This is a genomic window from Actinacidiphila rubida (assembly GCF_900110255.1).
GTDB lineage: Bacteria > Actinomycetota > Actinomycetes > Streptomycetales > Streptomycetaceae > Actinacidiphila > Actinacidiphila rubida.
Genome location: NZ_FODD01000014.1, coordinates 149,255 through 175,748 on the forward strand (window position 1 = coordinate 149,255; position 26,494 = coordinate 175,748).

The following is a 26,494-nucleotide window of genomic DNA, read 5'->3' on the forward strand; positions in this document are numbered from 1 at the left end:
GGTGAGGACGCTCACCTGGTGCCCCGCTTGGTGTACGACAGCAGGGCGTCTGCGTCGTCCTTCGTGACGATCTGCGGGCCGGTGAGCACCGGCTTGCCGCCGCCGAGGGTGTCGCCGTTGTAGCGGTACAGCCACAGCAGGTCGATCGCCTCGTACCCCTGGAGGTACGGCTGCTGGTCGACGGCGAAGCCGATCGTGCCGTCCTTCAGCTCGGTGGCGACCTGCGCGTTGAGGTCGAAGGTGTCGATCTCGGCGCTCGACCCGGCCTGCTGCCTGGCCTTGGCGGCGGTGGCGGCGAAGGGCGCGCCGAGGGTGACCACCGAGTCGATGCTCTTGTCGGACTGGAGCTTGGCCTGGATCGCGGACTGCACGTCCGGCATGTTGGTGCCGTTGACGTAGAGGCTGTCCATCCGGCCGGAGAAGGTGGCCTTGGCGCCCGCGCAGCGCTGCTCGTGGCCGACGTTGCCCTGCTCGTGCAGGATGCACAGGGCGTGCTGCTTGTGCCGCTTGTCCAGCTCCTCGCCGACCGCGTTGCCGGCCACCGTCTCGTCCTGGCCGATGTGGGTGAGCGCGCCGAACTTCTTCGAGTCCTCGGAACCGGAGTTGATCGTGATCACCGGTATGCCGGCCTTCTCGGCCCTGGCCACGGCGTCCTTCATCGCGTCGGGCTTGGCGAGCGTGACGATCAGCCCGTCGACGTGCTGGTCGATGGCGGCCTGGACGAGCTGCGCCTGCTGGTCGCCCTGGTCGCTGTTGGAGTACAGGAACTTGATGTTGTCCTTCGCGGCGGCCTGCTTGGCGCCGCTCTGGACGATGTCCCAGAAGGTGTCGCCGGCCCCGGAGTGGGTGACCATCGCGAACGTCCAGTGCGGGGTGTTGACGGCCGAGCCGTTGGCCGCGAGCTGCTTGGCCCGGTCCTCGGCGCGCTTGCCGCCGGTGCTGCTGCACCCGGCGAGCGCGCCCGCACCCAGGGCCGTCGCCACGACCACGCAGAGGACGCCGAGCACCCGTCTCGGGGTGGAGCTCCCGCGCCGTCCAGACCTTGCCTTCGCCACGTGGCCCTGCCTTTCCTTCTGTCCGTGGTGCGGCCGGGAGGCCTGTGCACCGAAGTGCTCCGAGTGACCATCCCGGCGGCCCCAGTATCCGTCAAGAGGGCGGGTGGCCTGTCCCCCGGCCGTCCCCGGGCCGCCCGCAGGACGTCCCCAGGACGTCCCCAGGACGTCCCCAGGACGTCCCCACGGTGTCCGCCAAGCGTCCCCGGAGCCTCCGCACTCTCTCGGCGGCAGCGGATTTCGCCGGCCGACGGCGAGCCGCGGCGGCGCCGGGCCGGCCCGTCGGCATGCTCGGCGGAGTGGTTCCGAGGGCAGGAGCAGGTCATGCGGATCGGACTGATCGGCGCCGGACGGATCGGCGCCTTCCACGCCGGGACGCTGGCCGCGCACCCGGCCGTGACCGAGCTGGTGGTCGCGGACGCCGATGCGGCGCGGGCCGGCGACGTCGCAGCCCGGCACCACGCGGCCGTGCTGCCGGTCGGCGAGCTGCTGGCCGGGCGTCCCGACGCGGTGGTGATCGCCTCGGCGACCGCCGCGCACGCCGGGCTGATCGCCGGGGCCGCGCGGGCGGGGGTCCCCGCGTTCTGCGAGAAGCCGGTCGCCGTGGACCTGGCGCGCACGGTCGCCGCGCTCGACACCGTCACCAGGGCCGGGGCGCTGCTGCAGATCGGCTTCCAGCGGCGCTTCGACGCCGGGTACGCGGCCGCCCGCGAGGCGCTGCGGGCCGGCCGGGTGGGCCGGCTGCACACCGTGCGGACGGTCAGCTCCGACGCGGTGCCGCCGCCCGCCGCGTACGTGCCGCTGTCAGGAGGGCTGTACCGGGACTGCCTGATCCACGACTTCGACATGCTGCGCTGGGTCACCGGCCGCGAGATCACCGACGTGTACGCGACCGGTGCGGACGAGGGGGAGGACTTCTTCCGCGCCGCGGGCGACGTCGACACCGCGGCCGCCCTGCTCACCCTGGAAGGCGGCGTCCTGGCCACGGCCACCGCGACCCGCTACCACGCCGCCGGCTACGACGTGCGGATGGAGCTCGCCGGGACCGCGGACCAGCTGGTGGTGGGCATCGGGCCGCGGGCCCCGCTGACCTCCGTCGAGCCGGAGGCGGGCGGTGGCGCCGGGGAGCGGCCGCCCGCGGCGCGCTGGCCCGGGTTCCTTGAGCGGTTCGCACCCGCCTACCGGGCCGAACTGGACGCGTTCCTGCGGGTGGTCCGCGGCGAGCTGCCCAATCCCTGCGAAGGGCGGGAGGCGCTGCGGGCGCTGCTGGTCGCCGAGGCCTGCGAGGTGTCGCGGCGTGAACGGCGGCCGGTCGCCGTCGCCGAGGTGGAGGCGGCGGCGCGTGCGTGCACGGCGGAGCTGGACGGGGCGGTGGGGTGAGCGAGGGGTCCGGAACGGGACCCGCTCACGCGGCGGGCGCGGGGGCGCGGGCCCCGGACGGAGCCGCGGACCCTCCGCGCCGGTGATGCGCCGCGCCCTGAACGTGCCCTCGGCTCACCTGTTGCCGTGGACCGGGCCGATCCTGAGGTTCTGGACGGTGGAGCCGACGCACTCCGGCCGGTTCCAGGGGATGTTGGTCGACTCCTTCTGGTTCGGCGGGTAGACGCGCAGCGTCGGCACCGTCGTGAGGTGGCACTGCGCGGCGCTGTAGCCGGCCTGGCCGTTGACGCTCAGCACGTCCGCGTAGGCGTGCCCGTTCGGGAGCAGGGTGACCGTCTTCAGGTCCCCGGCGGTGCGGCTTCCGGCCTTGCCGAGCTGGGTGTTGTGGGCCGCGACGAAGGAGACGCCGGGGTAGCCCCGCAGGGTGCAGGGCGCGGAACCGGCGTTGGCGAACACGATCTGGAAGCCGGCGGTGCCCGCGCCGGCGTCGAAGTTCGCGGCGGTGGTCTTCAGCCGGCTGGTGGTGCAGGCGGGGACCGTCGTGCCGGAGCCGGTGTTGCCGCCGGCCGTCCCGCCGGCGGAGGACGAGCCGGCGGTCTGCGCCGCGGCCGTCCCCGTCGAGCCGCCGGCGCTCGTCGAACCGTCCGCGTTCGCCCCGTCGGTGGAGGAGCCGGGAGAGGTGGCGGAGGACGCGGCGGGCGCGGACGGCGACGATCCCGAGGGCGCGGAGGACGCGCTGTCGGGTCCGCAGGCCGTCAGCGCGAGTCCGGCGGCGGCGAGGGCGACGACCGGCAAGCCACGGCGAACAGTCCTGGTGAGCATCGGGTCTCCCCTGTCAAGAACGGTCAGGAACGGAGGTAGGTGTTCCGCTCTCACCAGATCGTGCCCCACAGGAAGCACATTTCTCCCATCCGTTACACACCAGCGACACGACCCGGGCCGAACCGGGTCATCGTCACCACCGCCCCAACCCTCCGGGCATAGCGTTCGCCTTCATTCATTGCAACGACCCATGAGGACGTCATTGCATTAGGGTCCAGCATCATTGCAACAATATCTCAGCATTTACCTGCATCGATGGAGAGTTGCCGCAACGAGTGCGTTGCTCGATCAATGAATGCAACGTAGCGTTTCGGTTGTCGGAAACACCCGGCAGCACCGGTTCACACGAACCAGACCAAGGAGCACACGATGCAGACGTTCGACACCCCCGCCGCCGTCTCGGCCGTCCTCGCCCTCCCCGCGGGCCGCATCCGGCTCGTCGCCGCCGACCGGGCCGACACGACCGTCGAGGTCCTGCCCGCCGACGCGTCGAAGAGCCGTGACGTGAAGGCGGCCGAGCAGGTCGAGGTCGCCTTCGCCGACGGCGTGCTGCGCATCGGCACCGCGGCGGCCAAGCACCGGATCCTGGGCGACTCCGGCTCGGTCGAGGTGACCGTCCACCTGCCCGCGGGTTCGGCCGTCGAGGCCACGGCGGCCGCCGCCGAGTTCCACGGCAGCGGACGGCTCGGAGACGTCGCCTTCGACGGCGCGCAGGCCACCGTCGCGCTCGACGAGACCGCCGGCGCCCGGGTGACCCTCCAGGACGGCGGTGTCTCGATCGGCCGGCTGGGCGGTTCCGCACGGATCAGCACGATGCGCGGCGACATCGACATCGCCGAGGCGGTGGCCGGCACGGTCACGCTGACCACGCAGCAGGGCAGCATCTCCGTCGCCGCCGCCCCCGGGGTCTCGGCCTCGCTGGACGCCGGCACCGCCTCCGGCCGGATCACCAACACGCTCAGGAACGCCGACGGCGCCGCCGCCGGTCTGACCTTCCACGCGACCACCGCACAGGGCGACATCACCGCCCGCGGCCTGTGACCGACCGTCACTCCTGCCCGAGAGAACCTGCGAGAAGGGGAACACCACCCATGTCCGATCTGGCGATCGCCGCGAAGGGGCTGCGCAAGTCCTACGGCGACAAGACCGTTCTGGACGGCATCGACCTGGCCGTCCCGGAAGGCACGATCTTCTCCCTGCTCGGCCCGAACGGTGCCGGCAAGACCACGACCGTGCAGATCCTGTCCACCCTCATCACCGCCGGCGGCGGCCACGCCCGGGTCGCCGGCCACGACCTGGCCACCGAACCGCAGGCCGTCCGCGCCGCGATCGGCGTCACCGGCCAGTTCTCCGCCGTCGACGGCCTGATCACCGGCGCGGAGAACATGCGGCTCATGGCCGACCTGCACCACCTCGGCAAGCAGGAGGGGCAACGGGTCACCGCCCGACTCCTCGAACGCTTCGACCTGGTGGAGGCCGCGAACAGACCCGCCTCCACCTACTCCGGCGGCATGAAGCGCCGCCTGGACATCGCCATGACCCTGGTCGGCAGCCCCCGCGTCATCTTCCTCGACGAGCCCACCACCGGCCTGGACCCCCGCTCCCGCCACACCATGTGGCAGATCATCCGCGAACTCGTCACCACCGGCGTCACCGTCTTCCTCACCACCCAGTACCTGGAGGAAGCCGACGAACTCGCCCACCGCATCGCGGTCCTCAACAACGGCACCATCGCCGCCGAGGGCACCCCCGACGACCTCAAACGCCTCATCCCCGGCGGCCACGTCCGCCTCCGCTTCACCGACCCCGGCGCCTACCGCGCCGCCGCCGCGGCACTCACCGCCGCCACCGGCGACGAGACCGCCCAGACCCTCCACGTCCCGCACGACGGCACCCAGCGCGACCTGCACACCCTCCTGACCCGGCTGGACGCCGCCGGCATCACCGCGGACGAACTCACCGTCCACACCCCCGACCTCGACGACGTCTTCTTCGCCCTGACCGACGCCCCCGCCACCTCCGCTGACGCACCGGCCAACGGTGCCGCCCCCACCAAGGAGACCGTCCGATGAGCACCCTGTCCCTGGCCGTCCGCGACTCCTCCACGATGCTGCGCCGCAACCTGCTGCACGCCCGCCGCTACCCGTCGCTGACCCTGAACCTGCTGCTGACACCGATCATGCTGCTGCTGCTGTTCGTCTACGTCTTCGGCAACGCGCTGAGTGTGGGCATCGGCGGAGGCGGCGGACCCGACCGCGCCGCCTACATCGCCTACCTCGTCCCCGGCCTGCTCCTGATGACCATCGGCTCCACCACCATCGGCACCGCCGTCTCGGTCTCCAACGACATGACCGAAGGGATCATCGCCCGCTTCCGCACCATGAACATCCACCGCGGCTCGGTCCTGATCGGCCACGTCGTCAGCAGCGTCCTGCAGTCCCTGGCCAGCACCGTCCTGGTCGCCGCCGTCGGCCTGGCCATCGGCTTCCGCACCACCCACGCCACGCCCCTGGAATGGCTCGCCGCCCTCGGGCTGCTCGCCCTGTTCGCGCTCGCCCTGACCTGGATCGCCGTCGGCATGGGACTGATCAGCCCCAGCGCCGAGGCGGCGAGCAACAACGCCCTCCCCCTGATCTTCCTGCCCCTGATCTCCAGCGCCTTCGTGCCCCTGCACTCCATGCCCGGCTGGTTCCGGCCCATCGCCGAGTACCAGCCCTTCACCCCCGCGATCGAGACCCTCCGGGGCCTGCTGCTGGGCACGCCCATCGGCCACAACGGCTGGCTGGCCCTCGCCTGGTGCCTGGTCCTGACCGTCCTCGGCTACCGCTGGTCGACCGCCACCTTCAACGCCGACCCCAAGTGACCCCGACCGCCGAAGGCGGCGTACACCGGCACCCGCCGGACGTACGCCGCCTTCGGCGTCCCCCGCGCCGGATCGGCTTTCAGTCCGGGGCGTCCGTGCGGGTGACCCCGGCGCCCTGGCGCAGTGCGCGCGGGATCTCGGCGACATCGTCGACGGTGGCGATCAGGGCCGCGACACGGGCGGGCGGGGCGCCGCTGTCGATCTCGACGGCGTAGGAGATGCCGGTGGACGCCCACCGCCCGGTGTCGAACCCGCCCTCCGCGCGCACCCGGACACCCCGCAGCTCCACCCCGGCGGCCGCCGCCTCGCGGTAGAGGTCGTTGAGCACGCAGGCGGCCACCGCGAGGTTCAGCACGTGCCCGCCGGTGAACTCCGTCCGCACGGCCACGCCTTCGGGTGTCCACCGGTGCGGCAGCCGGACGGCCGGACCCCCGTCGTCGTCCCGCTCCAGATACGACCCGGCACTCGCCACCACCGTGAACCGCTCATCCATGACGTGCCTCCCGTGGCCGTCGCCGTCACCACGGCCCACCCCGGGTCCGTCCCCGCATCATGGCGCAACCCGGCGCATCCCGGCGCGATGGACGGGAAGTGCCGGTCGCCCGACGTCGAGGATCAGGGCCGGACGTCCTGCGCGGACGGCGCGGGTCGCGGCTCGCCCAGTAACGGGGGTTGCCCGTCCCCCAGATGCGCCCGCCACCGCCGGGCAGCGCCACGGGCACGCGCCGCACCGACCGGATCGCCGCGTACGGCACGGTCTTCGTGCCCCAGGGCACGTCGTACCCGCGGATGCGCACGGCGTCCTGCGTGCAGGTGATCCACCGGTCCCGGTGGACGTCCCCCGTTCCCGGCCCGTCTCCCCTCCCCGGCCCTCCTCCGCCCACGTCCCGGCCGCCCGGTTCGCCGGCCGGCCCGCCCCACTCAAGAAGAGGCGGACGACGCCGAGCGGAGGTCAGCCGGGTGGGCGGCGGCGGGTGCGGAGGGCCAGCGCCAGGGTGAGTGCGGTCGCGGCGACGGCCAGCGCGGCGGCCAGGCGGGCCCAGGAGGTGTGGGCGACGGGGGCCTGCGCGGCGAGGAACACGAACGCCGCGGCGGCGGCCGCCGTCAGTGCGGGTGCCGCCTGGGGCCGGGCGGGCGGGGCGGTGACGCCGGCGGTCCACGCGTCGGTGACGAGCAGGTAGGCGAGCAGCAGCGCGGCGACGCAGGCGGCGAGCCACAACGGGGGGTCGGTGACGGCCGCGACGGCGATGGCCGCGGCGGGCAGCACGGTGGTCCGGCGGCGGGCCGCGACGGCCGGCCAGCGCATGGACGTCAGGACGGGCCGCGCGTCCACCATGGGGGCGGCCCACCACGCGGCACCCCCCACGACGAACAGCAGCGCCGTACCCGCCGCGGACCGGTTCACGACCGCGGGCGGGTCGCACGCGGCGACGGCGAGGGCGGTGCCGAGCAGCCGGTCGGTGAAACGCGAGGTGAGGCGCGTGAGGAGCGGCGCCGGCCGGCCGGTGGCCGGGTCCGGCGCCACACCGTCGCCCTGGCTGGGGGCGTGGGTCATCGGGTCCCCCCGTGGATGCGGGTGCGCAGCAGCGGCGCGAGGGCCAGGTCGAGCGTCTCGCCGGGCCGGTGGGTGACGACGGCGATGCCGCGTTGCACTAGGGCGAAGCGCATCGCGTCGCGGTCGGCCCGCCACAGGCGCAGCGCGAATTCGCCCTCGGTGTCGCCGGGTTCCACGACGGGGTCGCCGGTGGGTATCTCGATGACGACCATCGGGTTGGCCCGGCCGCGGACCTGGTCCAGGACGTCGAGGATCCGCGGGTCGGTCAGCGGCGTGATGACGTACACCAGCGCCCCTTGCGGCAGCGCGGGCGGCGGGAGCGGGCCGAGCCCGGCCGTGCGGTACGCGAGGTCCTTGCGGACCTCCAGCACGCTCTCGACGATCCGGTAGAAGTACGGGGTGCCGCTGCCCGGTTGGAGCCAGCGGGTCGAGCCGCCGACGGACACGACGCCCACCCGGTCGTGGGTGCGGAGGTAGGCCCGGACGAGCCCGGCGGCGGTGCGGAAGGTCTCGTCGAGCGAGGACCGGCCGGTGGCCGGGTCGAGCACGTCGGCGAGCACGTCGAGCAGCACGACGGTGTCGACGGCCCGTTCGGCGGCGAACTCGTGGATCTGCAGACTGCCGCGGCGGGTCGTGGCCGGCCAGTTGATCCGCCGCTGCCGTTCGCCGCGCACGTACGGGTGGACGCCGGTGACCTCGACGCCCTCACCGCGCTGCAACGAGGCGTGCTCGCCGAGCCGTTGGGGCAGCCGGACGGGGATGGGCGTGAGACCGGCCTGTTCGGGCACGGGGAACACGGCGATCTCGCCGAGGCCGGCCCGCACGGTCCGCCGGGCGAGCCCGCCGCGGTCGTAGACGTCGACGTCGACCGTGCCGAGGGTCCAGCGGCCCCAGCGCCGCGCGGTGAGGACGAGGTCGACGTGGTGGGTGCCGACATCGAGCCGGTCGAGCCGCACGCCGTGGCCGAGGACGACGCCGGGGTCGAGGCGCCCGGCCTCGCCCGTGTGGTCGACCGCGATCCGGACCGTCACCCGCTCGCCCTCGAAGCAGCGCCGCGACTCCACGTCGGCCACGGCCGTCAGCGCGTCCGGCCGCGGGCCGCTCGGCAGCGCGAGGGCCAGCAGGACCAGGGGCACAGCGGCGAGCGCGAGGACCCAGGGGCGCCCGGTGATCAGCGCGGCGGACAGCGCGACGACGGCCAACGTGCCCAGCCGCAGGCCGCGTTCACCGGCACGCCAGCCGGCCGGGGAGGGCGGCGGCGGCTCGGCGTTCTCGTCCTGGCGCCCGTTCAGGGCCCGTTGGGCCGCGGCCGCCGCCCGGCCGGCCGGCACCGGTCGGGTCATGACGCGACCGGCGTGCGCGGCAGCGTCTGCGGGGCGGGCACGGACTGCACGATCTCGCGGACGACGTCGTCGCCGTCGATCTGCCGCACCCACAACTCGGGCTTGAGGGTGACGCGGTGGGCGAGGGCCGGCACCGCCACGGACTTGACGTCCTCGGGGGTCACGTAGTCCCGCAGGTCCAGGACCGCGCGGGCGCGGGCGAGTTGCACCAGGGCCAGGCCGCCGCGGGGCGAGGCGCCGACCTGGATGTGCGGGTGCTCGCGGGTGGCGCCGACCAGGGCGACGACGTACTCCAGCAGGTCGTCGTCGATCTCGACGCGTTCGACCGCGGCCCGCATGGCCAGCACCTCGCCGGGTCCGCTGAGCGTGCGCAGCACGGCCTCGGGCGCCGCGCGTTCGACCCGCGCGCGCAGCATGCCGGTCTCCTCGGCCGCCGTGAGGTAGCCCATCCGCACCCGGAGCAGGAACCGGTCGAGCTGCGCCTCGGGCAGCGTGTACGTGCCCTCGTACTCGATGGGGTTGGCGGTGGCGACGACCACGAAGGGCCGCGGCAGCGGCCGGGTGCTCCCGTCGATGGAGACCTGGGACTCGGCCATCGCCTCCAGCAGCGCCGCCTGGGTCTTGGGCGGGGTGCGGTTGATCTCGTCGGCGAGCAGCAGGTGGGTGAAGACCGGTCCCGGCCGGAACACCATCTCGGTGGTCTTCTGGTCGTAGAACGGGGCGCCGGTGACGTCGGAGGGCAGCAGGTCGGGGGTGAACTGGATGCGGCGGAAGTCCAGGCCGAGCGCGGCGCCGAAGGAGCGGGCCAGCAGCGTCTTGCCCAGCCCGGGCAGGTCCTCGATGAGGACGTGGCCGCCTGCGAGGATGCCGAGCATCACCAGTGCCAGCGGTTCGGGCTTGCCGACCACGGCGGTGCGGATCTCGTCGAGCACGGCCGCGGCCCGCTCGCCGGCCTGGCGCGGGGTGAGGGTGTCGTGGTGAGTGGGGTGCGGCTGCGGGCTGGTCACGGTCGGGTCCTCACGGGAAGGGGTCGGGGTGCGCGGGTCCGCGGACTCGGCCGCGGCGCCGCCGGTCACAGGGCTTCCAGGCGGTCGAGCAGCGAGCGCAGGACGGGCTCGGGGAGGGTGGGGCGCGGCGCGGGCGCGCCGGGGTCGATCCACGGCCACAGCTCCGCGCCGACCAGCGCCCGGGCGCGCGGCGGGTTCCGGTACATGTCAACGCCGTGCCGCTGCGCGAGGCGGGCCGCGAACAGCCGTTGCAGCTGCGGGCGCATGACGGTGCGCAGGTGCAACTCGCTGTCCTCGCCGAGGGTCTTGGCGACCACGCCCTGCCAGCCGCCGAGCGCCGGAGCCCTGCTGCCCAGCAGGCGCACCCGCCTGCGGTAGCCGCTGTCGTGGGCGGCGCCGCCCACGGCGAAGCGTCCCAGGACCAGGGCGCTGGCGGTGATCAGGCCGAGGCCGGTGGCGGCCGCCACCGCACCGTCGGTCAGGGCGAGCAGCAGCTCGGCAGCGACCCCGACGACACCCAGGAAGGCCGCGGAGTGGCGCACCGAACCGGGTCTGCCGCGCACGGCGCCGGTGAGGACGCGTATCCGCCCGGGCCCGCTCACGGTGCCGCCACCGCGGCGGCCGCCCGCACGCGCAGGCCGTCGGCGATCTCGGCGAGCGCGGCCGCGGCCCGGTCGCGGTGGCCGCCGTCCATCGGGTGCGTGGAGTAACGGGCCTCACGGAACAGGGCGGTGAGCTCGGCGGCGGCGGGTGCCGCGGGCAGTCCGCCGGCGACAGCCCGCTCCAGCAGGTCCTGCGGGCTGTCCGAGGCGCGCCGCGCGACACCGGAGCCGGCGAGTGACGCCTCCATGGCGGCGTAGCAGGCGATGACGGCGGCACGCGGGTCGTCGCCGTCCATCAGGGCGCGGTGCCCGGAGTCCACCGCCCGTGCCAGGCGGGACTGTTCGTCGTCGGGCGGGCCTTGGTCCGCCGGTGCGTCGGGGTCGCTGAACCGGGTCAGGTGCCGCCACAGGACGATCCCGGCGAGCACGACGACGACGGCGAGCAGGGAGATGCCGACGTCGAGCATGACCCGCAGCAGCCAGGCGTGCGTGGCCTGGTCGACCTGCCCGGTGTGCTTGGGGGGCGGGGCGGGCAGCGGCCGCGGCGAGATGCGGTACAACCGAACCGGGACGTGTCGCGCCTGCTCGTCGCCGTGCCCCGTGCCGAACCGGTGCAGGACGAGGACGAGCAGCGGGACGGCCAGTGCCGCGGCCAGCAGGAGGCGGCTGACGCTGTCCGCCAACCGCTGTTCCGTGCCGCCGAGTTCGCGGTTCGACCGGACCTGCTCCAGATATCTGCTGCGGAGCGCGATGCCGCCGAGCAGGGCCGCCAGCGCCAGGCCGAACACGAGGACGGGGTTGCCGCCGAGCGGCCCGCGCCCCTTGCCGAACAGCCCTGCGCCGGGATGCAGCAGCAGGGCCGCCAGGGCCGCCCCGCCCGCGACGAGCACCGTCAGCGCGGCCTGCGCGGCCCCGATCGCCCCCGGCCGCCGTGTCTCCGCCGTACGTTCCCGCCCCACCGGTCCACCCCTCCCGTGCGCACGCAGCCTTGCACACCTGTCGCGGGCGTGTCAGCGGGGTTCGGCTCCCCCGGCGCGGCGGGGCGCCGGCCCCTGGTCAGGAGTGGCGCCGTCCGAAGACCAGGCAGAAGGGATGGCCGGCGGGGTCGGCGAAGACCCGGTACCGGCCCGGGAGTTCACCCGGCAGCCGCCGCGCGCCCAGTGCCAGGAGCTCGCGTTCGGCGGCGTCGATGGTGTCGGGGTCGTCGACACGGATGTCCACGTGGAGTTGCTGTGACCTGTGGGGATCGGGCCAGTCGGGGGCGACCCATCCCGTCACGCGCTGGAAGGCGAGTTGGCGCGCGCCGGGCTCCACGCCGATGACGACCCAGTCGTCGCTGTCCTCGTTGACCCGCATGCCCAGGACCGCGGCGTAGAACGCGGCGAGGGCACGGGGGTCGGGGCAGTCGAACACCGTTTTCTCCAGGCGACCGATCATCCCCCGATTCTGGCATCGCTGCCCGTCCGGGCCGGCGGGCTGTCCCGAAAGGGCGTCGCGCACTCGGGAAGACGCCGGGCGGCGCGCGGGCGACTCGTAGGGTGGGGGCCGTCCGCGATCCGCGGTGGGCGGTCCGCGGGTCGGAGTGGCCGGGCACGGAGGCCGCGGGACGGAGGGGCGGGGATGGCGAGCAGGCTGGCCGCGGTGGTCTTCGAGGCGCGGGACGTCAGCGGGCTCGCGGCCTTCTGGGCGCGGGCCCTGGGTGTGCGCGCCGCGGCGGACGGCGTGGTCGGGCCGGCGGCGGACGGGACCGTGGCGCTGGCCTTCGTCGCGTCGGACCGGCCCAAGACCGCGAAGAACCGGCTGCACCTCGACGTGTCCGGCGGCGCGGACCAGGGCGCGGAGGTCGGGCGGCTGCTGGCGCTCGGCGCCCGCCGCGCCGACATCGGGCAGGGCGACGTGCCCTGGGACGTCCTCGCCGACCCCGAGGGCAACGAGTTCTGCGTGCTGCCCGAGGCGCACGCCGGGGTGGCCGGCGGCCTGGCGCAGATCTGCCTCGACGCCGGGGATCCGGCCGTGCAGGGCGGGTTCTGGGCGGCGGCCACCGGCTGGGCGGTCACCGAGCGGGGCGCCTGGGGCGTCCGGCTCCGGGCCGCGCCCGGCGCGGCACCGTCCCTGGTGATGGGTCCGCCCGCCGCGCCCAAGCCCGCGCCGAACCGTGTCCGCTTCGCGCTGACGGCCGACGACGTCCCGTCCACGCGCGCCACCCTGATCGCCGCGGGCGCGTCCGCCACCACGGCCCCTGCGGTCCTCACCGACCCCGAGGGCAACGAGTTCTCGCTCGGCTCCTCCCCCGGCGCGGGAGGTGCGTGAGCCGCCCGCTCGCTCCCGCCGCCTCTCCCACCCGGGGCGGGAGAGGGCGCGCGGACCCGTTCACCGGCCGGTGCGCACGCGACGCCGCCGGCCCCGCGGAACCCCGACGGCCCTGTACGCGGGGCCGGTCGGTGGGCTGAACGGGTGTGGATGCGGGCGGGGGTGCTGGTCCTGGGGTGGGGCGCGGGCGAGGCTGGGCGCCGGCCGGCCGCCGGCCGGCCCGGAGCGGAGGAGGCGTGGGCATGAGCTTGGGGACGATGGCGGGTGTGGCCGCGGGCGTCGCGGTCCTGGTGGTGGCGGGCGGCGCGGTGGCCGGTGCGGCGGACGCGGGTGACCTGGGGACGTACCGGATCCGGGAGGCCGGGTCGAACCGGTGCGTCGCGCCGAACGACGGGCTGATGGGCGCGCGACTGGACTCGTGCGGGGCGAGCACGTGGTGGACGCTGCGGGCGGTCGGCGACGGCACCGTACGGTTCGTGGTGGAGGGCGCCGACGGGGAGCGCTGCCTCGGGCTGTCCCCGGCGCCCGTCGCGCCCGCGGCGCTGTGGCTCAGCGCCTGCGGCGCCTCACCGGACACGTGGACCGTCGAGGGGGCGAGGGCCGACGGCCGCGGGCCGCTCACTCTGCGTCTGGCCGCCGCGCCGCTCGCCTCGCTCGCCCCCGTCGGCGGCCGCGCCGCGCTGGGCGGGGACGGTTCGCCGATGTGGGTGCTGCAGCCGGCCGGCTGACCGGTCGCCCGGGCCCGCCGGCCCGGGCATAGGCTGCGCGCATGGCATCTCTGGTACGGCATGTGACCTTCGACTGTGCCGACGCGTACCGTCTCGCGTCGTTCTGGGCCGAGGCGCTGAACGGCGCTCTCGCGGACGACGACAACCCCGGGGACCCGGAGGCCCTCGTCACCGCACCGGACGGCGCCGCGCTGCTGTTCGTGACCGTGCCCGAGGCCAAGTCCCTGAAGAACCGGGTGCACCTGGACCTGCAGCCGCAGGACCGGACCCGCGACGAGGAGGTCACCCGGCTGCTCGGCGTGGGGGCAGCGGTCGTCGGCGACCACCGGCGGCCCGACGGATCGGGCTGGGTGACGATGGCCGATCCGGAGGGGAACGAGTTCTGCGTGGAGCGGAGCGCGGCCGAGCGGGCGTCGGCACGGTGACCGGGCGGTCGGGGCCGCTGGGCCCCGCCCGGGTGGACGCCTACCTGCGCCGGATCGGGGCCGAACGCCCGCCCGCGGCGGACGCCGAGTCCCTGCGGGCGCTGCACCTGCGGCACCAGCTGGCGGTGCCGTTCGAGAACCTGTCGATCCACCTCGGCCAGGACATCGCGCTGGAGGAGTCCGCGCTGGTGGACAAGATCCTGCGGGACGGCCGCGGGGGCTTCTGCTACGAGCTCAACGGCGCCTTCGCCGGCCTGCTGCGCGCCCTCGGCTACGAGGTGACGACGCTGGCCGCGCGCGTCTTCGGGGCGGACGGCGAACTGGGCCCGCCCTACGACCACTTGGCGCTGCGCGTCATGCCGGCCGACGGCAGCGGCCCCTGGCTGGCGGACGTCGGTTTCGGCCGGCACAGCCACTACCCGCTGCGCTACGACGCCCGGGGCGAACAGCGCGACCCCGCGGGCGTGTTCCGGGTCGAGGAGACCCCGGACGGCGACCTCGACATCCTGCGGAACGACGCGCCGCAGTACCGGCTGGAACAACGTCCGCGTGAACTGCGGGACTTCGAGGCCACGTGCTGGTGGCAGCGGACGTCGCCGAAGTCCCACTTCCGGCAGTCGCTGGTGTGCTCGCGGCTGACCGGGACCGGGCGGGTCACGCTCAGCGGCCGCGTGCTGGTGCTGACCACCGGCGAGGACGGACGCGAGCAGCGGCAGTTGGGCGAGGACGAGGTGCTCGCCGCGTACCGCGAGCACTTCGGGATCGTGCTGGACCGCGAGCCGGTCGTCGCCCCGCTCCCCTGACCGGGACGGCCGGCCCGCGCGGCCGGGTGCGGGCAGGCGCGTGACGGGTGCCGGAAGCCGGGTGCCGGAAGCCAGGTGCGGGAAGCCGGGTGCGGGACCAGCTCCCCGACCCTAGCCCCGGCCCCCGGACCCCTCGCGCGCTCGCGCCGCTTCACACGCCCCAGTCGGCGCGCACCCGCGCGAAGAACTCGTGGAACCCGGGGAACGTCTTCTTCACGCACCCCGGGTCGTCGAAGGTCGTGCCGGGGGTGCGCAGGCCCGCGACCGCGAAGCTCATCGCGATGCGGTGGTCGCCGTGGCAGGCGATCTCGACGGGCTTCGGCGTGCCCGGCCGGATCTCGATCCAGTCGTGGCCGGTCTCGACCGTGATCCCCTGGCGGCGCAGGTTCTCCGCACACGCCTCCAGCCGGTCGCACTCCTTGACGCGGGTGTTGTACACGTCCTCGATGCGGACCGGGCCGTCGGCGAAGGGGGCGATCGCGGCGAGCGTCGGCATGGTGTCGGAGATGTCGCGCATGGCGACGGTGAGGCCGGACAGCCGGCCGGTGCCGGTGACGGTGGTGGCGTCGGGGCCGGTCTCGACCTCGGCGCCCATCCGGCGCAGCACGTCGACGAACCGCAGGTCGCCCTGGAGGGCGTCGGCGCCCAGGCCGGGCACGGTCGCGGTGCGGCCGGTGAGCGCGGCGGCCGCGAAGAAGTAGCTCGCGGTGGAGGCGTCGGGCTCGATCGCGTAGTCGGTGGCGCGGTAGCCGCCGGGCGGGACGGCGAAGGTGTCGCCGTCGCGGGCCACGGTCACCCCGAACCGGCGCATCATCGCGAGGGTGATCTCGACGTAGGGCACGGAGACGATGCCGGTGACGCGGATCCGCAGGCCCTCCGCGGTCAGTGGCCCGGTGAGCAGCAGCGCGGTGAGGAACTGCGAGGACAGGCTGGCGTCCAGCTCGATCTCGCCGCCCTTGATGCCGTCGGCGACGACGGTGAGCGGCAGGTGGCCCTCGGCCTCGCCGTGGGTGAGGTCGACGCCGAGGGAGCGCAGCGCCCGGGTGAGCGGCGCGACGGGGCGGCGGCGCATCTGCGCGGAGGCGTCGAAGCGGTAGGTGCCGTGGCCGGCGGCGGCGAGCGCGGGCAGGAAGCGGGCGGCGGTGGCGGCGTCACGGCAGTAGACGTCGGCCTCGGCGGCCGCGGGGCCCTCGGGCCGCCCGGTGATCAGCCACACGTCCGCGTCGCGTCGCACGTCGTATCCGAGGCGGGTCAGTCCCTCCGCGAAGCCGTCGGTGTCGTCGGACAGCAGCGGCCGCCGAAGCACGGTGGTGCCCTCGGCGGCGGCGGCGAGGAACAGGGCCCTCGCGGTCACCGACTTGGAGCCGGGCACGGCGACGACACTCACGGGCTTCCTCCTGGCGGGATCTCGACGCGGGCGGAACGTACCGCCCCGGGCGAGTTTAGGGCGGTCCGGCCGCAGCCCGTCCCGCCGGTCCGAGCCGTGGACCGTGCGCGGCCGGGGCTGCCCGCCGTGTGCTGAACGCCCCGGCCCGGCGCGGTCAGAACACGACGGGCAGCCGGTTCAGGCCGCGCATGAGCGGGTTGGGCCGCCAGCCCAGCGGCCCGGCCTGCGCGTCGAGGGCGAGGCCTGGCGCGCGGGTCAGCAGGCTGGTGAGCGCGATCGCGCCCTCCATGCGGGCCAGCGGCGCGCCCAGGCAGAAGTGGATGCCGTGGCCGAACGCCAGCTGGCCCTGCGGGGCGCGCCGGATGTCGAAGGTGTCGGCGTCGGGATGGCGGCCGGGATCGCGGCCGGCCGCGGCGAGGACGACGGCGACGATCTCGCCGGCGGGGACGACGACGTCGCCGATGGGGTAAGGAGCGCGGGTGATGCGGTAGGTGGCGCGCTCCACCGGCCCGTCGTAGCGGAGCATCTCCTCGACCGCGCCCGGCATCAGACCCGTCAGGTCGGCGCGGAGGGCGGCGAGCTGCGCGGGGTGCCGGAGCAGGGCGAGCACCCCGTTGGCGATGAGGTTGACGGTCGTCTCGTGGCCCGCGACGAGCAACAGGAACGCCATGCTGACCAGTTCCGGTCCGGAGAGCCCGTCGTCGTCCTCGTCGCGGGTGCGGATGAGCGCGCTGAGCAGGTCGTCGCGCGGGCCGCCGCACCGCTTGTCCTCGATCAGCTCGCTGAGGTACGCGCTCATCGCGTCCCCCGCGGCGAGTTCCTGGTCGATGTCGCCGGTCTCGCCGAGGATCGCGCGGGTCCATCCGCGGAACGCCTCGCGGTCCAGGGCGGGCACGCCGAGCAGTTCGCAGATGACGGTGAGGGGGAGCGGGAAGGCCAGCTCCTCGATGAGGTCGGCGGAGCCGGCCGGCAGCATCGCGTCGAGGAGCCCGTCGGTGATCTCCTGGACCCGGGGCCGCAGCGCCTCGACGCGGCGGGGGGTGAACTCGCGGGCGACCAGGCGCCGCAGCCGGGTGTGCCGGGGCGGGTCGGACTCCAGCATGTTGGCGGCGACCGGGCCCGCCTCCTCCTGGCCGTCGCCCAGGATGCGCCAGTCCTTGCTCAGCCGGGCGTCGGCGAGCGCGGCGCGGGCCTCGTCGTACCCGACGACGAGCCACATCTCGCCGCTCTCGACGACGGCCCGGTGCACCGGGCCGCGCTCGCGCAGCTTCGCGTAGTACGGGTACGGGTCGGCGACGAAGTCCTCGCCGAAGGCCGTCAGATCGACGGTGCCAGGGTCGTACGGCACGGGTCCCCCCGGAGGTCTCGGGTCCTGGGTGTCAGGTCGCGTCGGCCAGGCGTTCCAGCAGGTCGGCGAGGCGCTTGGTGACGGTTTCGCGGTCGCCGTCGGTGAGGGCCGAGCCCATGCCGACGGCGACCGCGCCGGCCGCGACCCAGTCGGGGGCGGCGGTGACGGTGATGCCGCCGATGGGCAGCAGTGCCACGTGCGGAATGATCGCGCGCAGGTCGACGACCCAGTCGGGGGTGTAGGCGGTGGCCGGGTAGAGGGTGAGGGCGTCGGCGCCGAGTTCCATCGCGCGGACGGCTTCGGTGGGGGTGGCCACCCCGGGGAAGACGGGTATGCCGTAGCGGTGGCCGGTGCGCAGCACGGCCTCGTCGAGGTTGGGGGCGAGCAGGAAGCGGGCGCCGGCCTCGATGGCCATCCGGGCGGAGACCTCGTCCAGCACGGTGCCGGCGCCGATGACGGCGTCGTCGCCCACTTCGCGGACCAGGGTGGTGACCGCTTCGAGCGCGAACGGGGTGGTGAGGGAGATCTCCAGGGTGGTCAGGCCGGCCGACAGAAGGGTGTCGGCGGTCGCCGCGGCCTGGTCGTAGCTCTCGGTGCGGATGGTGGCGAAAACCCGCTGGGCCAGTGCGGCCCGGGTGGTCTCCCAGCGGTACACGGCGGTCGCCCACCTTCCTGGAGGGGGTGGTGCACAGGCTCCGCACGGTACCGGCGCGGCCGGGGCGCGGGGGCCCGGGAGCGGGCAGCTGTGTCCGCACCGTGACATGAGAGGAGCATGAGCCCCGTGGGGCGGGCGTCCGGCCGGCCGGACGCCCGCGGGCCGCCGTCAGCCGACGTGGGTGGAGAACAGCCCGCCCGTCGGTCCCTGCTTGTCCCCGCCCTGGGCCTTCTTCAGCGCGTTGGCCAGGCCCTCGATGGTCATGGACTGCAGGATCACCCGGCCGTTGCCCTCCAGGGTGGCCAGCGACAGGCCCTCGCCGCCGAACACGGCGTTCATGATGCCCTGGCGGTTGAGGCCGCCGATGCGCTGCACGCCGTACTGGATGCCCTCCTCGAAGGCGACGATGCAGCCGGTGTCGACCTCGATGCGGCCGCCGAAGTCGGCGGGGTTGAGGTCGATGAAGTTGCCCGCGCCGGCGATGATCACGGTGCCGTGGCCGGTGAACTTCTCCAGGATGAAGCCCTCGCCGCCGCTCATGCCCTGGCGTCCGCCGGCGAAGGCGATGCCGAACTGCACGGTCTCCTCGGCGGCCACGAACGCGTCCTTCTCGGCGAACCAGGCGCGCGACCCGTTCAGCTCCAGGGCCCGCATCTCGCCGGGGAGGACGCCGGCGAAGCCCACGGTGCCCTCGCCGCCGGCGGCGGTGAAGTACTGGAAGGCCAGCGACTCGCCGGCCAGGGCGCGCTGCCCGACCTGCATGGCCGTGCCCATGGCCTGGCGGAGCAGGCCGCCCATGCCCCCGCCGCCGGCGCCGCCCTGCTGGCCGCCGCTGTTGCGGGTGCCGGGGCCGCCGAGGCGGGTCTCCATCGAGACGTTGGCGGTCTTGAACAGGAACTTTCCCGCCTCGCAGTACACCGTCTGGCCGGGGTTCAGGGTGCAGACGGCCATCTGCATGGCGTTGCCGACGATCTGCTGCTGCAGGGTCACAGCGGGGCTCCTCAGGACGAGCTCGTGGTACGGGGCCGGTGCGGTGGGCACCGCCCGGTCAACGTACCGCTCGCGCGATTCGGTTCCGCACCGGGTCGAGGGCGGCGTCCGGGCCGGCGGGCGCCTGGTGGGGCAGCTGGACGGGGCGCTCGCCGCCGGAGTCGAGGAAGCGGGCCAGCGGGAGGGTGGCGGCGCCGACGGTGACGGCGTCGGGGCCGAGCCGGCCCAGCTCGATGGAGGTCTGCGCGCAGGGGTGGTGCAGGGAGTAGGCGGCGGCGACCTCACGGACCGCGGGCAGCAGCCGCGGGCCGAGCAGCAGTCCGGCCCAGCCGCCGATGACGATCCGCTGCGGGTTGAAGAGGTTGATCAGGTCGGCGATGCCGGCGCCGAGGTACTCGGCGGCCTCGTCGAGCAGCGCGCCCGCCTCGGGGTCGGTGTCGGCGGCGGCCAGCAGCGCGGCGAGCGCGGTCTCCTCGCTGGCGCCCCCGGGTGCCGACGGCCAGCGGCCGAGCAGCGCCTCGGCGCCGACGTACGCCTCCAGGCAGCCGCGCGAGCCGCAGCGGCAGACGCGGCCGCCGACCCGCAGCGTGGTGTGGCCCCACTCCCCCGCGCTGCTGCTGGCTCCGTGGTACGGGGTGCCGTCGGCGACGACGGCGGCCCCGACGCCGGAGCCGATGAGGGCGATCACGACGTTGCGGGAGCCGCGGCCGCCGCCGAACCACATCTCCGCCTGGCCGAGGGTCTTGGCACCGTTGTCGATGTACAGGGGGAGGGTGGTGCCGGCCCGCAGCAGGCGGCCGAGCGGCACGGCGTCCCACCCGATGGTCTGGCCGTGCACCACGATGCCGTCGGCGTCGCCGGGGACCGCGACGCGGTCGGCGCCGGGCGGCACCTGCTCGACGATGCCGGGGACGCCGATGCCGACGCCGAGGACCTCCCGGTCGTCGATACCGGCCTCGCGGACCACCGACGCGATGCCCCGCAGGGCGAGGCTCACCACGTGGTCGACGTCGTGGCCGCTGTCGGACAACGGCAGGTCCGCGGAGGCCCGTTCGGTCAGTGCGAGGTCGAACAGCTCGACGCGGACGCGGGTTTCGCCGACGTCGACGCCGACGACGTGGCCGTAGCCGGCGGAGACCTGGAGGAGGGTGCGGGGGCGGCCGCCGTCGGACTCGACGGCTCCGGCCTCCTCGACCATGCCGTCGGCGATCAGCTCGCCCACGACGTTGCTGATCGAGCCGGCGCTCAGACCGGTGTCCCGGCCCAGTTCCTGGCGGCTGAGGGGGCCTTCGAAATACAAATGACGCAGAAGCGATGCACGGTTGCCGCGCCGCAGGTCACGCACGGTCCGCTTGCCCCGCTCAGCCATCGACCCTCCCTCTCCGCCCGTCCGGCGTGAATCTATCGCTGCACAAGGTCTTGACGCCACCTTTTCTCACAAGTTAAATCACGGCCTGAATTAAGGCACAGGCGCTGTTCACTTCCTGAAGCGATCCCCACCCCTGAGAGGGAACCGGTATGCGCACCTCCAGCACCTCCAGCAGACTCCTCGCGGCCACCGCCCTCGTGGCCGCGCTCGGTCTGACCGCCACCGCGTGTGGCGGCGGCTCGTCCGACAGCAGCGGCGGCGACAAGTCCGACCCCGCGAGCCTCAAGGGCCAGACCCTCACGTACTGGGCGAGCAACCAGGGCACCAGCCTCGACAACGACAAGCAGGTGCTGACCCCGGAGCTCAACAAGTTCACCCAGCAGACCGGCATCAAGGTCAACCTGGAGGTCATCGGCTGGGCGGACCTGCTCAACCGCATCCTGGCGGCGACCACCTCGGGCCAGGGCCCGGACGTGCTCAACATCGGCAACACCTGGTCCGCCTCCCTGCAGGCCACGGGTGCGCTCATGCCGTGGGACGCCAGCGCCTTCTCCGCCATCGGCGGCAAGGACCGCTTCGCCCCGGCCGCCATCGCCGCCGCCGGAGCGGCCGGCAAGGACCCGGCCGCGGTGCCGCTGTACTCGATGGCCTACGGCCTGTACTACAACAAGAAGATGTTCGCCGACGCGGGCATCGCCAACCCGCCGAAGACCTGGGACGAGCTGGTCGCCGACGCCAAGAAGCTGACCACGGGCGGCCACTACGGCCTCGCGGTCGAGGGCAGCAACGGCTCGGAGAACATCCACCACGCGTTCGTGCTCGCCAAGCAGCGCGGCTCCGACTGGTTCGACTCCTCCGGCAAGGCGACCTTCGACACCCCGCAGAACGTGGCCGCGGTCAAGCAGTACGTCGACTTCATCGCCGGCGACAAGGTCGCCGCCAAGGGCGACGCGGAGTACTCGCAGAACCAGACCATCACCGACTTCGCCACCGGCAAGGCCGCGATGATGATGTGGCAGTCCGCCGCGACCTCCATCAAGTCGCACGGCATGTCGGCCGACCAGTACGGCGTCGTGCCGGTGCCCACCCAGACCGCGGGCGCGACCGGTGACGCCGGCGTGACGTCGATGGTGGCCGGCATCAACCTGGCGGTGTTCCAGAACACCAAGCACAAGGCCGCCGCCGAGGCGCTGGTGAAGTTCATGACCAGCACCCCGGAGCAGAAGATCCTCAACGGCACCTACGGCTCGCTGCCGCCGGTCAAGGAGGCGCAGAGCGACCCGGCCTTCCAGACGCCCGACCTGAAGGTCCTGGCGAGCGTCCTGAGCACCTCCGCCGCCCCGCTGCCGCAGGTCCCCAACGAGAGCCAGTTCGAGACCCTCGTCGGCACCGCGATCAAGGACCTGTTCGCCGACGCCGCGGCCGGCAAGCCCGTGACGGACGACACCGTCAAGGCCGCGCTGACCAAGGCGCAGCAGCAGATGCCCGCGTCCTAAGGATCGGCCTTCCTCCCATGACTGCCACCGCGCCCCCACGGCGTGCTCCCGAAGCCGGCCCCGGCAGCAGCGGCAAGACCGCTGCCGGGCGCCGGCTCCGGCCGCGTGCCATCGAACGGCTGCGCCAGATAGGCCTGCCGTACCTGCTGCTTCTCCCCGCCCTCATCGCGGAGTTGCTGATCCACATCGTGCCGATGTTCTTCGGCATCCTCATCAGCTTCAAGAACCTGACGCTCTTCTTCATCCGCAACTGGAGCAAGGCCCCCTGGGCCGGGTTCGACAACTACCGCGCCGCGATCAAGTTCCACGAGCCGATCGGCCAGGCGCTGCTGCACTCGTTCTGGGTGACGCTCGCCTACACCCTCCTGTCGGTCGGCCTGTCCTGGCTGCTGGGGACCGCCGCCGCGATCCTCATGCAGGACAGCTTCCGAGGCCGCGCGATCATGCGCGCGATCTTCCTGGTGCCCTACGCGCTGCCGGCCTACGCGGCGCTGATCACCTGGACGTTCATGTTCCAGCAGGACACCGGCCTGGTGAACCACGTGCTGCACGACCAGCTGCACGTGACGTCGAACAAGCCGTTCTGGCTGATCGGCGACAACTCGTTCTGGGCCATGGTCATCGTCTCGGTCTGGAGGTCCTGGCCGTTCGCCTTCCTGGCGCTGATGGCCGGCCTGCAGAACATCCCGCGCGAGCTGTACGAGGCCGCCGCGATGGACGGCGCCGGCGTCTGGCAGCAGATCCGGAAGATCACCATGCCGTCGCTGCGCCCGGTCAACCAGGTGCTCGTGCTGGTGCTGTTCCTGTGGACGTTCAACGACTTCAACACGCCGTACGTCATGTTCGGCCAGTCCGCGCCGCACCAGGCCGACCTGATCTCCATCCACATCTACCAGTCGTCGTTCATCACCTGGAACTTCGGCTCGGGCTCGGCGATGTCCGTGCTCCTGCTGCTGTTCCTGCTGCTGGTGACGGCGGTGTACCTGCTGCTGACGTCCAGGAGGCGGGGCGACGCCGATGCCTAGGATTCCCGACCGGCCGTCCCCGATGGCCCAGCCGAAGTCGTTCCTGTGGACGCGGCGCATCGTGCTGACCCTGCTGCTGGCGTTCGTGCTGACGCCGGTCTACGTGATGCTCAGTTCGTCCCTGAAGAACCTCCAGGACGTACAGGGTTCGTTCAAGTGGATCCCGAAGGGGCTGACCTTCCGTCCCTACGTGGACATCTGGAAGACCGTCCCGCTCGCGCACTACTTCATGAACTCGCTGATCGTGTCGGTGAGCGCGACGGTGTTCTCGGTGGTGGTGGCGATCTTCGCCGCCTACGGCGTGAGCCGCTACCGCTTCGCGGGCCGCAAGGTGTTCACGGTGACGGTGCTGTCCACGCAGATGTTCCCCGGCATCCTGTTCCTGCTGCCGCTGTACCTGATCTTCGTCAACATCGGCAACAGCACGGGGATCACGCTCAACGGCAGCCGGCTCGGCCTGATCATCACCTATCTGACGTTCTCGCTCCCGTTCTCCATCTGGATGCTGGTCGGCTACTTCGACTCGATCCCGCGGGACCTCGACGAGGCCGCCAAGGTCGACGGCTGCGGCCCGTTCGGCGCGCTGTTCCGCGTCGTGGTGCCGGCCGCCATCCCCGGCATCGTCGCGGTGAGCGTGTACGCCTTCATGACCGCCTGGGGTGAGGTGCTGTTCGCCTCGGTGATGACGAACTCCAGCACCCGCACGCTCGCCGTCGGCCTGCGCGAGTACGCCACCCAGAACGACGTCTACTGGAACCAGGTCATGGCCGCCGCGCTCGTGGTGAGCGTGCCGGTGGTCGCCGGATTCCTGCTCCTGCAGCGTTACCTCGTCGCCGGACTGACCGCCGGCGCCGTCAAGTAACCCCGCCTCTTACCGAATTGAGAGACTTTGTGAACGACCTGAGCGCTCTTCCCGCCGATTTCGTCTGGGGTGCGGCCACCGCCGCGTACCAGATCGAGGGCGCGGTGGACGAGGACGGCCGGGCCCCGTCCATCTGGGACACCTTCTCCCACACTCCCGGCAAGGTGGCAGGCGGCGACACCGGCGACGTCGCCTGCGACCATTACCACCGCGTGCCCGAGGACCTGGAGCTGATGAAGTCTCTGGGCCTGGACGCGTACCGCTTCTCGATCGCGTGGCCGCGCGTCCTCCCGCAGGGCTCCGGCGCGGTGAACGCGGCCGGCCTGGCGTTCTACGACCGGCTGGTCGACTCGCTGCTGGAAGCGGGCATCACCCCCAACGCGACGCTCTACCACTGGGATCTGCCGCAGGCGCAGCAGGACCGCGGAGGCTGGCCCGAGCGGGAGACCGCCGAGCGGTTCGCCGCGTACGCGGAGATCGTGGTGAACGCCCTGGGCGACCGCGTCAAGGACTGGGCGACCCTCAACGAGCCGCTGTGCTCGGCGTGGATCGGCCACCTCGAGGGCACCATGGCGCCCGGCTGGACCGACCTGTCGGCCGCCGTCCGCGCCTCCTACCACCTGCACCTGGGTCACGGCCTGGCCGTGCAGGCGATGCGCGCCGCCCACTCCGACCTGCAGATCGGCATCGTCAACAACCTCAGCCCGTGCGAGCCGGCCACCGACCGCGACGAGGACGTCGCGGCCGCGCGCCGGGCCGACGGGCACACCAACCGCTGGTGGCTGGACCCGATCCACGGGCGCGGCTACCCGCAGGACATGGTGGAGCTGTACGGCGTCGACCTGCCGGTCAAGGACGGCGACATGGAGCTCATCGCGGCTCCGCTGGACTGGCTGGGCCTGAACTACTACTTCCCGCAGACCATCGTCGACGACCCCGCGGGTCCGGCCCCGCACGCCAAGATGGCGTACCTGCCGGGCCTGCGGCGCACCGCGATGGACTGGGAGGTCAACTCCGACGGGCTCGAGCAGCTGCTGGTGCGGCTGTCGGAGGAGTACGGCGCCCGCCGGATCTTCGTCACGGAGAACGGCTCGGCGTACCGCGACATCGTGGGCGCCGACGGCCAGGTCGACGACCCCGAGCGGGCCCAGTACCTGGACGAGCACCTCGCCGCCTGCGCCCGGGCGGTCAAGCGGGGCGTGCCGCTGGCCGGGTACTACGCCTGGTCGCTGCTGGACAACTTCGAGTGGGCGTACGGCTACGACAAGCGCTTCGGCCTCGTCCACGTCGACTACGCCACGCAGGTCCGCACCGTGAAGGGCAGCGGACGCCGGTACGCGGACATCATCGCCGCCCACCGGCGCAGGGTCCGGCGCGCGGCCTGACCCGCGCGCCTGCCGGTGGCCCGGGGCTGCGTCCCGGGCCACCGGCCTTTCACCCGTCCCCTTCCGCGGTCCGCTCCCCGCCGGCCGGAGCCGTCGATCACGCCCGGCACGGCGGGCGCGTCACCAGGCCCGCAGCTTGTCCGGGTTGCGCACGGTCCAGATGCGGCTGATGCGGGCCGTGCCGCCGTCGCCGGTGAAGGCGAACGCGGCGACCGAGACCGTCGTCCCCGCGTGCCGGGCGACCAGGCCGGGCCGCCCGTTGACCGTCCGCACCGACAGGTCGAGTCCGGGGGCGCGTGCCGCGAAGTGGGCCAGGTACCGGGCGATGGGCTCGCCGCCCTCGACCGGCCGCGCGGCCGCCTGCGCCAGTCCCCCGCCGTCCGTGACCATCACCGCGCCGGGGTCGAGCAGGCCGACCAGGGCCGCGATGTCCTTGGCCTGCCACGCCTGCTGGAACTCCCGTACCAGGGAGGCCTGTTCCGTCGCCGACCCGGCCCCCGCCGCCGCGGCGCCCGGCTGCGCGCCGCGGACCCGGCGGCGGGCGGAGGAGGCCAGCTGGCGGCACGCCGCGGGCGTGCGGCCGACGACGCCGGCGATCTCCACGAACGAGTACCGGAACACGTCGTGCAGCACGAACGCCACCCGTTCGGCGGGCGTCACCTCCTCCAGGAGGACGAGGAAGGCCATGTGCACCGACTCGTCGAGGGCCACCCGCTCGGCGGGGTCGCCGGCGTCCTCCGGCGGCCCGTCCCCCCGCTCGCCGCCGGGCAGCGGTTCGGGCAGCCACGCACCGACGTAGCGCTCGCGCCGCACCCGCGCCGAGCGCAGCAGGTCCAGGCAGATCCGCCCCGCCACCGTCGTCAGCCAGGCGGCCGGCACCTCGATGTCGCCCCGCTGACGCGCCGTCAGTGCGTACCAGCGCGCATAGGTCTCCTGGACGACGTCCTCGGCCTCGGTCAGCGAGCCGAGCAAGCGGTACGCGACAGCCGTCAGATGCCGCCGTTCACCGGCGGCCCCGCGCTCGCCGTCGGTGCCGACCGGAGCGGTCACGGCCCCCACCTCACACTTCGCGACGCTGCCTCGTCAA

Annotated in this window: 27 protein-coding genes; 12 read left to right on the forward strand and 15 right to left on the reverse strand. The window is 73.7% G+C overall.

Annotated elements, in window-relative coordinates:
- Positions 1-11: 11 nt before the first annotated feature.
- Entirely contained in the window at positions 12-1,007 is a 996-nt protein-coding gene (locus BMW99_RS15945; RefSeq protein ID WP_069464629.1) for a sugar ABC transporter substrate-binding protein, read from the reverse strand.
- Between the two features lie 369 nt (positions 1,008-1,376).
- On the opposite strand from BMW99_RS15945, the gene BMW99_RS15950 reads away from it, so the two are divergent.
- Positions 1,377-2,432, forward strand: coding sequence for a Gfo/Idh/MocA family protein (locus tag BMW99_RS15950; RefSeq protein WP_069465644.1), 1,056 nt, complete (start codon positions 1,377-1,379; stop codon positions 2,430-2,432).
- A gap of 114 nt (positions 2,433-2,546) precedes the next feature.
- On the opposite strand, the gene BMW99_RS15955 is transcribed toward BMW99_RS15950, so the two are convergent.
- Positions 2,547-3,254, reverse strand: a complete 708-nt coding sequence (locus tag BMW99_RS15955; RefSeq protein ID WP_079138758.1) for a DUF4232 domain-containing protein — start codon at positions 3,252-3,254, stop codon at positions 2,547-2,549.
- 369 nt (positions 3,255-3,623) lie between these two features.
- Here BMW99_RS15955 and BMW99_RS15960 point away from each other — a divergent pair, with 369 nt between their 5' ends.
- Genes BMW99_RS15960 through BMW99_RS15970 form a run of 3 tightly spaced genes read left to right on the forward strand, consistent with a single transcriptional unit; the run spans position 3,624 to position 6,117 of the window.
- On the forward strand, positions 3,624-4,295 hold the full coding sequence (locus BMW99_RS15960) for a DUF4097 family beta strand repeat-containing protein (RefSeq protein WP_069465646.1): 672 nt from the start codon (positions 3,624-3,626) through the stop codon (positions 4,293-4,295).
- A gap of 50 nt (positions 4,296-4,345) precedes the next feature.
- Complete coding sequence (locus BMW99_RS15965) at positions 4,346-5,326, forward strand: ATP-binding cassette domain-containing protein (RefSeq protein ID WP_069465647.1); 981 nt, start codon at positions 4,346-4,348, stop codon at positions 5,324-5,326.
- Positions 5,323-6,117, forward strand: coding sequence for an ABC transporter permease (locus BMW99_RS15970; protein WP_069465648.1), 795 nt, complete (start codon positions 5,323-5,325; stop codon positions 6,115-6,117). The genes BMW99_RS15965 and BMW99_RS15970 overlap by 4 nt, the downstream gene beginning before the upstream one ends.
- Before the next feature lie 79 nt (positions 6,118-6,196).
- Here BMW99_RS15970 and BMW99_RS15975 read toward each other — a convergent pair whose 3' ends face one another.
- The 7 genes from BMW99_RS15975 to BMW99_RS16005 form a co-directional block, all read right to left on the reverse strand.
- The gene (locus tag BMW99_RS15975) at positions 6,197-6,610 is read right to left on the reverse strand and encodes an OsmC family protein (RefSeq protein ID WP_075017002.1); all 414 of its coding nucleotides are present in this window, start codon (positions 6,608-6,610) and stop codon (positions 6,197-6,199) included.
- Positions 6,611-7,069: 459 nt separating this feature from the next.
- On the reverse strand, positions 7,070-7,672 hold the full coding sequence (locus BMW99_RS15980; RefSeq protein ID WP_075017003.1) for a hypothetical protein: 603 nt from the start codon (positions 7,670-7,672) through the stop codon (positions 7,070-7,072).
- Positions 7,669-9,015 carry a DUF58 domain-containing protein gene (locus tag BMW99_RS15985; RefSeq protein ID WP_075017004.1) on the reverse strand — a complete coding sequence of 449 codons (1,347 nt, stop codon included), beginning with the start codon at positions 9,013-9,015 and terminating at the stop codon, positions 7,669-7,671. Before BMW99_RS15985 ends, BMW99_RS15980 begins: the two co-directional genes overlap by 4 nt.
- Positions 9,012-10,022, reverse strand: coding sequence for an AAA family ATPase (locus BMW99_RS15990; RefSeq protein WP_079176073.1), 1,011 nt, complete (start codon positions 10,020-10,022; stop codon positions 9,012-9,014). The genes BMW99_RS15985 and BMW99_RS15990 overlap by 4 nt, the downstream gene beginning before the upstream one ends.
- Before the next feature lie 65 nt (positions 10,023-10,087).
- The gene (locus tag BMW99_RS15995) at positions 10,088-10,624 is read right to left on the reverse strand and encodes a hypothetical protein (RefSeq protein ID WP_075017005.1); all 537 of its coding nucleotides are present in this window, start codon (positions 10,622-10,624) and stop codon (positions 10,088-10,090) included.
- Positions 10,621-11,583, reverse strand: coding sequence for a DUF4129 domain-containing protein (locus BMW99_RS16000; RefSeq protein WP_079139055.1), 963 nt, complete (start codon positions 11,581-11,583; stop codon positions 10,621-10,623). The genes BMW99_RS15995 and BMW99_RS16000 overlap by 4 nt, the downstream gene beginning before the upstream one ends.
- A 97-nt stretch (positions 11,584-11,680) precedes the next feature.
- A complete protein-coding gene (locus tag BMW99_RS16005) occupies positions 11,681-12,061 on the reverse strand; it encodes a VOC family protein (protein WP_075017006.1) in 381 nt (126 codons plus the stop codon).
- Between the two features lie 183 nt (positions 12,062-12,244).
- Between BMW99_RS16005 and BMW99_RS16010 the strand changes: the two genes are divergently transcribed.
- The 4 genes from BMW99_RS16010 (at position 12,245) to BMW99_RS16025 (ending at position 14,890) form a co-directional block, all read left to right on the forward strand.
- Complete coding sequence (locus BMW99_RS16010) at positions 12,245-12,934, forward strand: VOC family protein (RefSeq protein ID WP_075017007.1); 690 nt, start codon at positions 12,245-12,247, stop codon at positions 12,932-12,934.
- A 242-nt stretch (positions 12,935-13,176) separates the two neighbouring features.
- On the forward strand, positions 13,177-13,662 hold the full coding sequence (locus tag BMW99_RS16015) for an RICIN domain-containing protein (protein WP_143080539.1): 486 nt from the start codon (positions 13,177-13,179) through the stop codon (positions 13,660-13,662).
- 41 nt (positions 13,663-13,703) lie between these two features.
- Positions 13,704-14,087, forward strand: coding sequence for a VOC family protein (locus BMW99_RS16020; RefSeq protein WP_069467395.1), 384 nt, complete (start codon positions 13,704-13,706; stop codon positions 14,085-14,087).
- The gene (locus BMW99_RS16025) at positions 14,084-14,890 is read left to right on the forward strand and encodes an arylamine N-acetyltransferase family protein (RefSeq protein ID WP_245791482.1); all 807 of its coding nucleotides are present in this window, start codon (positions 14,084-14,086) and stop codon (positions 14,888-14,890) included. Before BMW99_RS16020 ends, BMW99_RS16025 begins: the two co-directional genes overlap by 4 nt.
- A gap of 151 nt (positions 14,891-15,041) precedes the next feature.
- Here the strand turns inward: BMW99_RS16025 and aroA are convergent, their stop codons facing one another.
- The 5 genes from aroA to BMW99_RS16050 all read right to left on the reverse strand — a co-directional run bounded on the left by aroA (position 15,042) and on the right by BMW99_RS16050 (position 20,639).
- Entirely contained in the window at positions 15,042-16,277 is a 1,236-nt protein-coding gene (gene aroA / locus BMW99_RS16030; RefSeq protein ID WP_075017009.1) for a 3-phosphoshikimate 1-carboxyvinyltransferase, read from the reverse strand.
- Between the two features lie 154 nt (positions 16,278-16,431).
- Positions 16,432-17,625, reverse strand: a complete 1,194-nt coding sequence (locus BMW99_RS16035; protein WP_245791483.1) for a cytochrome P450 family protein — start codon at positions 17,623-17,625, stop codon at positions 16,432-16,434.
- A gap of 31 nt (positions 17,626-17,656) precedes the next feature.
- Positions 17,657-18,280 (reverse strand): bifunctional 4-hydroxy-2-oxoglutarate aldolase/2-dehydro-3-deoxy-phosphogluconate aldolase, encoded by a 624-nt coding sequence (locus tag BMW99_RS16040; RefSeq protein WP_075017010.1) that lies wholly within the window; start codon positions 18,278-18,280, stop codon positions 17,657-17,659.
- 168 nt (positions 18,281-18,448) lie between these two features.
- The gene (locus BMW99_RS16045) at positions 18,449-19,270 is read right to left on the reverse strand and encodes an AIM24 family protein (RefSeq protein WP_075017011.1); all 822 of its coding nucleotides are present in this window, start codon (positions 19,268-19,270) and stop codon (positions 18,449-18,451) included.
- A 58-nt stretch (positions 19,271-19,328) separates the two neighbouring features.
- Positions 19,329-20,639, reverse strand: coding sequence for an ROK family transcriptional regulator (locus BMW99_RS16050; protein WP_069466255.1), 1,311 nt, complete (start codon positions 20,637-20,639; stop codon positions 19,329-19,331).
- Positions 20,640-20,788: 149 nt separating this feature from the next.
- Here BMW99_RS16050 and BMW99_RS16055 point away from each other — a divergent pair, with 149 nt between their 5' ends.
- The 4 genes from BMW99_RS16055 to BMW99_RS16070 are packed head-to-tail and all read left to right on the forward strand — an operon-like array spanning position 20,789 to position 25,407.
- The gene (locus BMW99_RS16055) at positions 20,789-22,135 is read left to right on the forward strand and encodes an ABC transporter substrate-binding protein (protein WP_069466254.1); all 1,347 of its coding nucleotides are present in this window, start codon (positions 20,789-20,791) and stop codon (positions 22,133-22,135) included.
- Between the two features lie 17 nt (positions 22,136-22,152).
- Complete coding sequence (locus BMW99_RS16060; protein WP_069466253.1) at positions 22,153-23,160, forward strand: carbohydrate ABC transporter permease; 1,008 nt, start codon at positions 22,153-22,155, stop codon at positions 23,158-23,160.
- 22 nt (positions 23,161-23,182) lie between these two features.
- Positions 23,183-24,022 (forward strand): carbohydrate ABC transporter permease, encoded by an 840-nt coding sequence (locus tag BMW99_RS16065; protein ID WP_069466252.1) that lies wholly within the window; start codon positions 23,183-23,185, stop codon positions 24,020-24,022.
- A 29-nt stretch (positions 24,023-24,051) separates the two neighbouring features.
- Positions 24,052-25,407, forward strand: coding sequence for a GH1 family beta-glucosidase (locus BMW99_RS16070; protein ID WP_075017012.1), 1,356 nt, complete (start codon positions 24,052-24,054; stop codon positions 25,405-25,407).
- Between the two features lie 120 nt (positions 25,408-25,527).
- Here BMW99_RS16070 and sigJ read toward each other — a convergent pair whose 3' ends face one another.
- A complete protein-coding gene (sigJ, locus tag BMW99_RS16075) occupies positions 25,528-26,457 on the reverse strand; it encodes an RNA polymerase sigma factor SigJ (protein ID WP_075017013.1) in 930 nt (309 codons plus the stop codon).
- Positions 26,458-26,494: the final 37 nt, after the last annotated feature.

What these genes read in the sequence shown, in the direction of transcription:
- BMW99_RS15950 (WP_069465644.1), top strand. Translation starts at nt 1,377, where the DNA reads ATGCGGATCGGACTGATCGGCGCCGGACGGATCGGCGCCTTCCACGCC.
- BMW99_RS15955 (WP_079138758.1), bottom strand. Translation starts at nt 3,254, where the DNA reads ATGCTCACCAGGACTGTTCGCCGTGGCTTGCCGGTCGTCGCCCTCGCC.
- BMW99_RS15960 (WP_069465646.1), top strand. Translation starts at nt 3,624, where the DNA reads ATGCAGACGTTCGACACCCCCGCCGCCGTCTCGGCCGTCCTCGCCCTC.
- BMW99_RS15965 (WP_069465647.1), top strand. Translation starts at nt 4,346, where the DNA reads ATGTCCGATCTGGCGATCGCCGCGAAGGGGCTGCGCAAGTCCTACGGC.
- BMW99_RS15970 (WP_069465648.1), top strand. Translation starts at nt 5,323, where the DNA reads ATGAGCACCCTGTCCCTGGCCGTCCGCGACTCCTCCACGATGCTGCGC.
- BMW99_RS15975 (WP_075017002.1), bottom strand. Translation starts at nt 6,610, where the DNA reads ATGGATGAGCGGTTCACGGTGGTGGCGAGTGCCGGGTCGTATCTGGAG.
- BMW99_RS15980 (WP_075017003.1), bottom strand. Translation starts at nt 7,672, where the DNA reads ATGACCCACGCCCCCAGCCAGGGCGACGGTGTGGCGCCGGACCCGGCC.
- BMW99_RS15985 (WP_075017004.1), bottom strand. Translation starts at nt 9,015, where the DNA reads ATGACCCGACCGGTGCCGGCCGGCCGGGCGGCGGCCGCGGCCCAACGG.
- BMW99_RS16005 (WP_075017006.1), bottom strand. Translation starts at nt 12,061, where the DNA reads ATGATCGGTCGCCTGGAGAAAACGGTGTTCGACTGCCCCGACCCCCGT.
- BMW99_RS16010 (WP_075017007.1), top strand. Translation starts at nt 12,245, where the DNA reads ATGGCGAGCAGGCTGGCCGCGGTGGTCTTCGAGGCGCGGGACGTCAGC.
- BMW99_RS16015 (WP_143080539.1), top strand. Translation starts at nt 13,177, where the DNA reads ATGAGCTTGGGGACGATGGCGGGTGTGGCCGCGGGCGTCGCGGTCCTG.
- BMW99_RS16020 (WP_069467395.1), top strand. Translation starts at nt 13,704, where the DNA reads ATGGCATCTCTGGTACGGCATGTGACCTTCGACTGTGCCGACGCGTAC.
- BMW99_RS16050 (WP_069466255.1), bottom strand. Translation starts at nt 20,639, where the DNA reads ATGGCTGAGCGGGGCAAGCGGACCGTGCGTGACCTGCGGCGCGGCAAC.
- BMW99_RS16055 (WP_069466254.1), top strand. Translation starts at nt 20,789, where the DNA reads ATGCGCACCTCCAGCACCTCCAGCAGACTCCTCGCGGCCACCGCCCTC.
- BMW99_RS16060 (WP_069466253.1), top strand. Translation starts at nt 22,153, where the DNA reads ATGACTGCCACCGCGCCCCCACGGCGTGCTCCCGAAGCCGGCCCCGGC.
- BMW99_RS16065 (WP_069466252.1), top strand. Translation starts at nt 23,183, where the DNA reads ATGGCCCAGCCGAAGTCGTTCCTGTGGACGCGGCGCATCGTGCTGACC.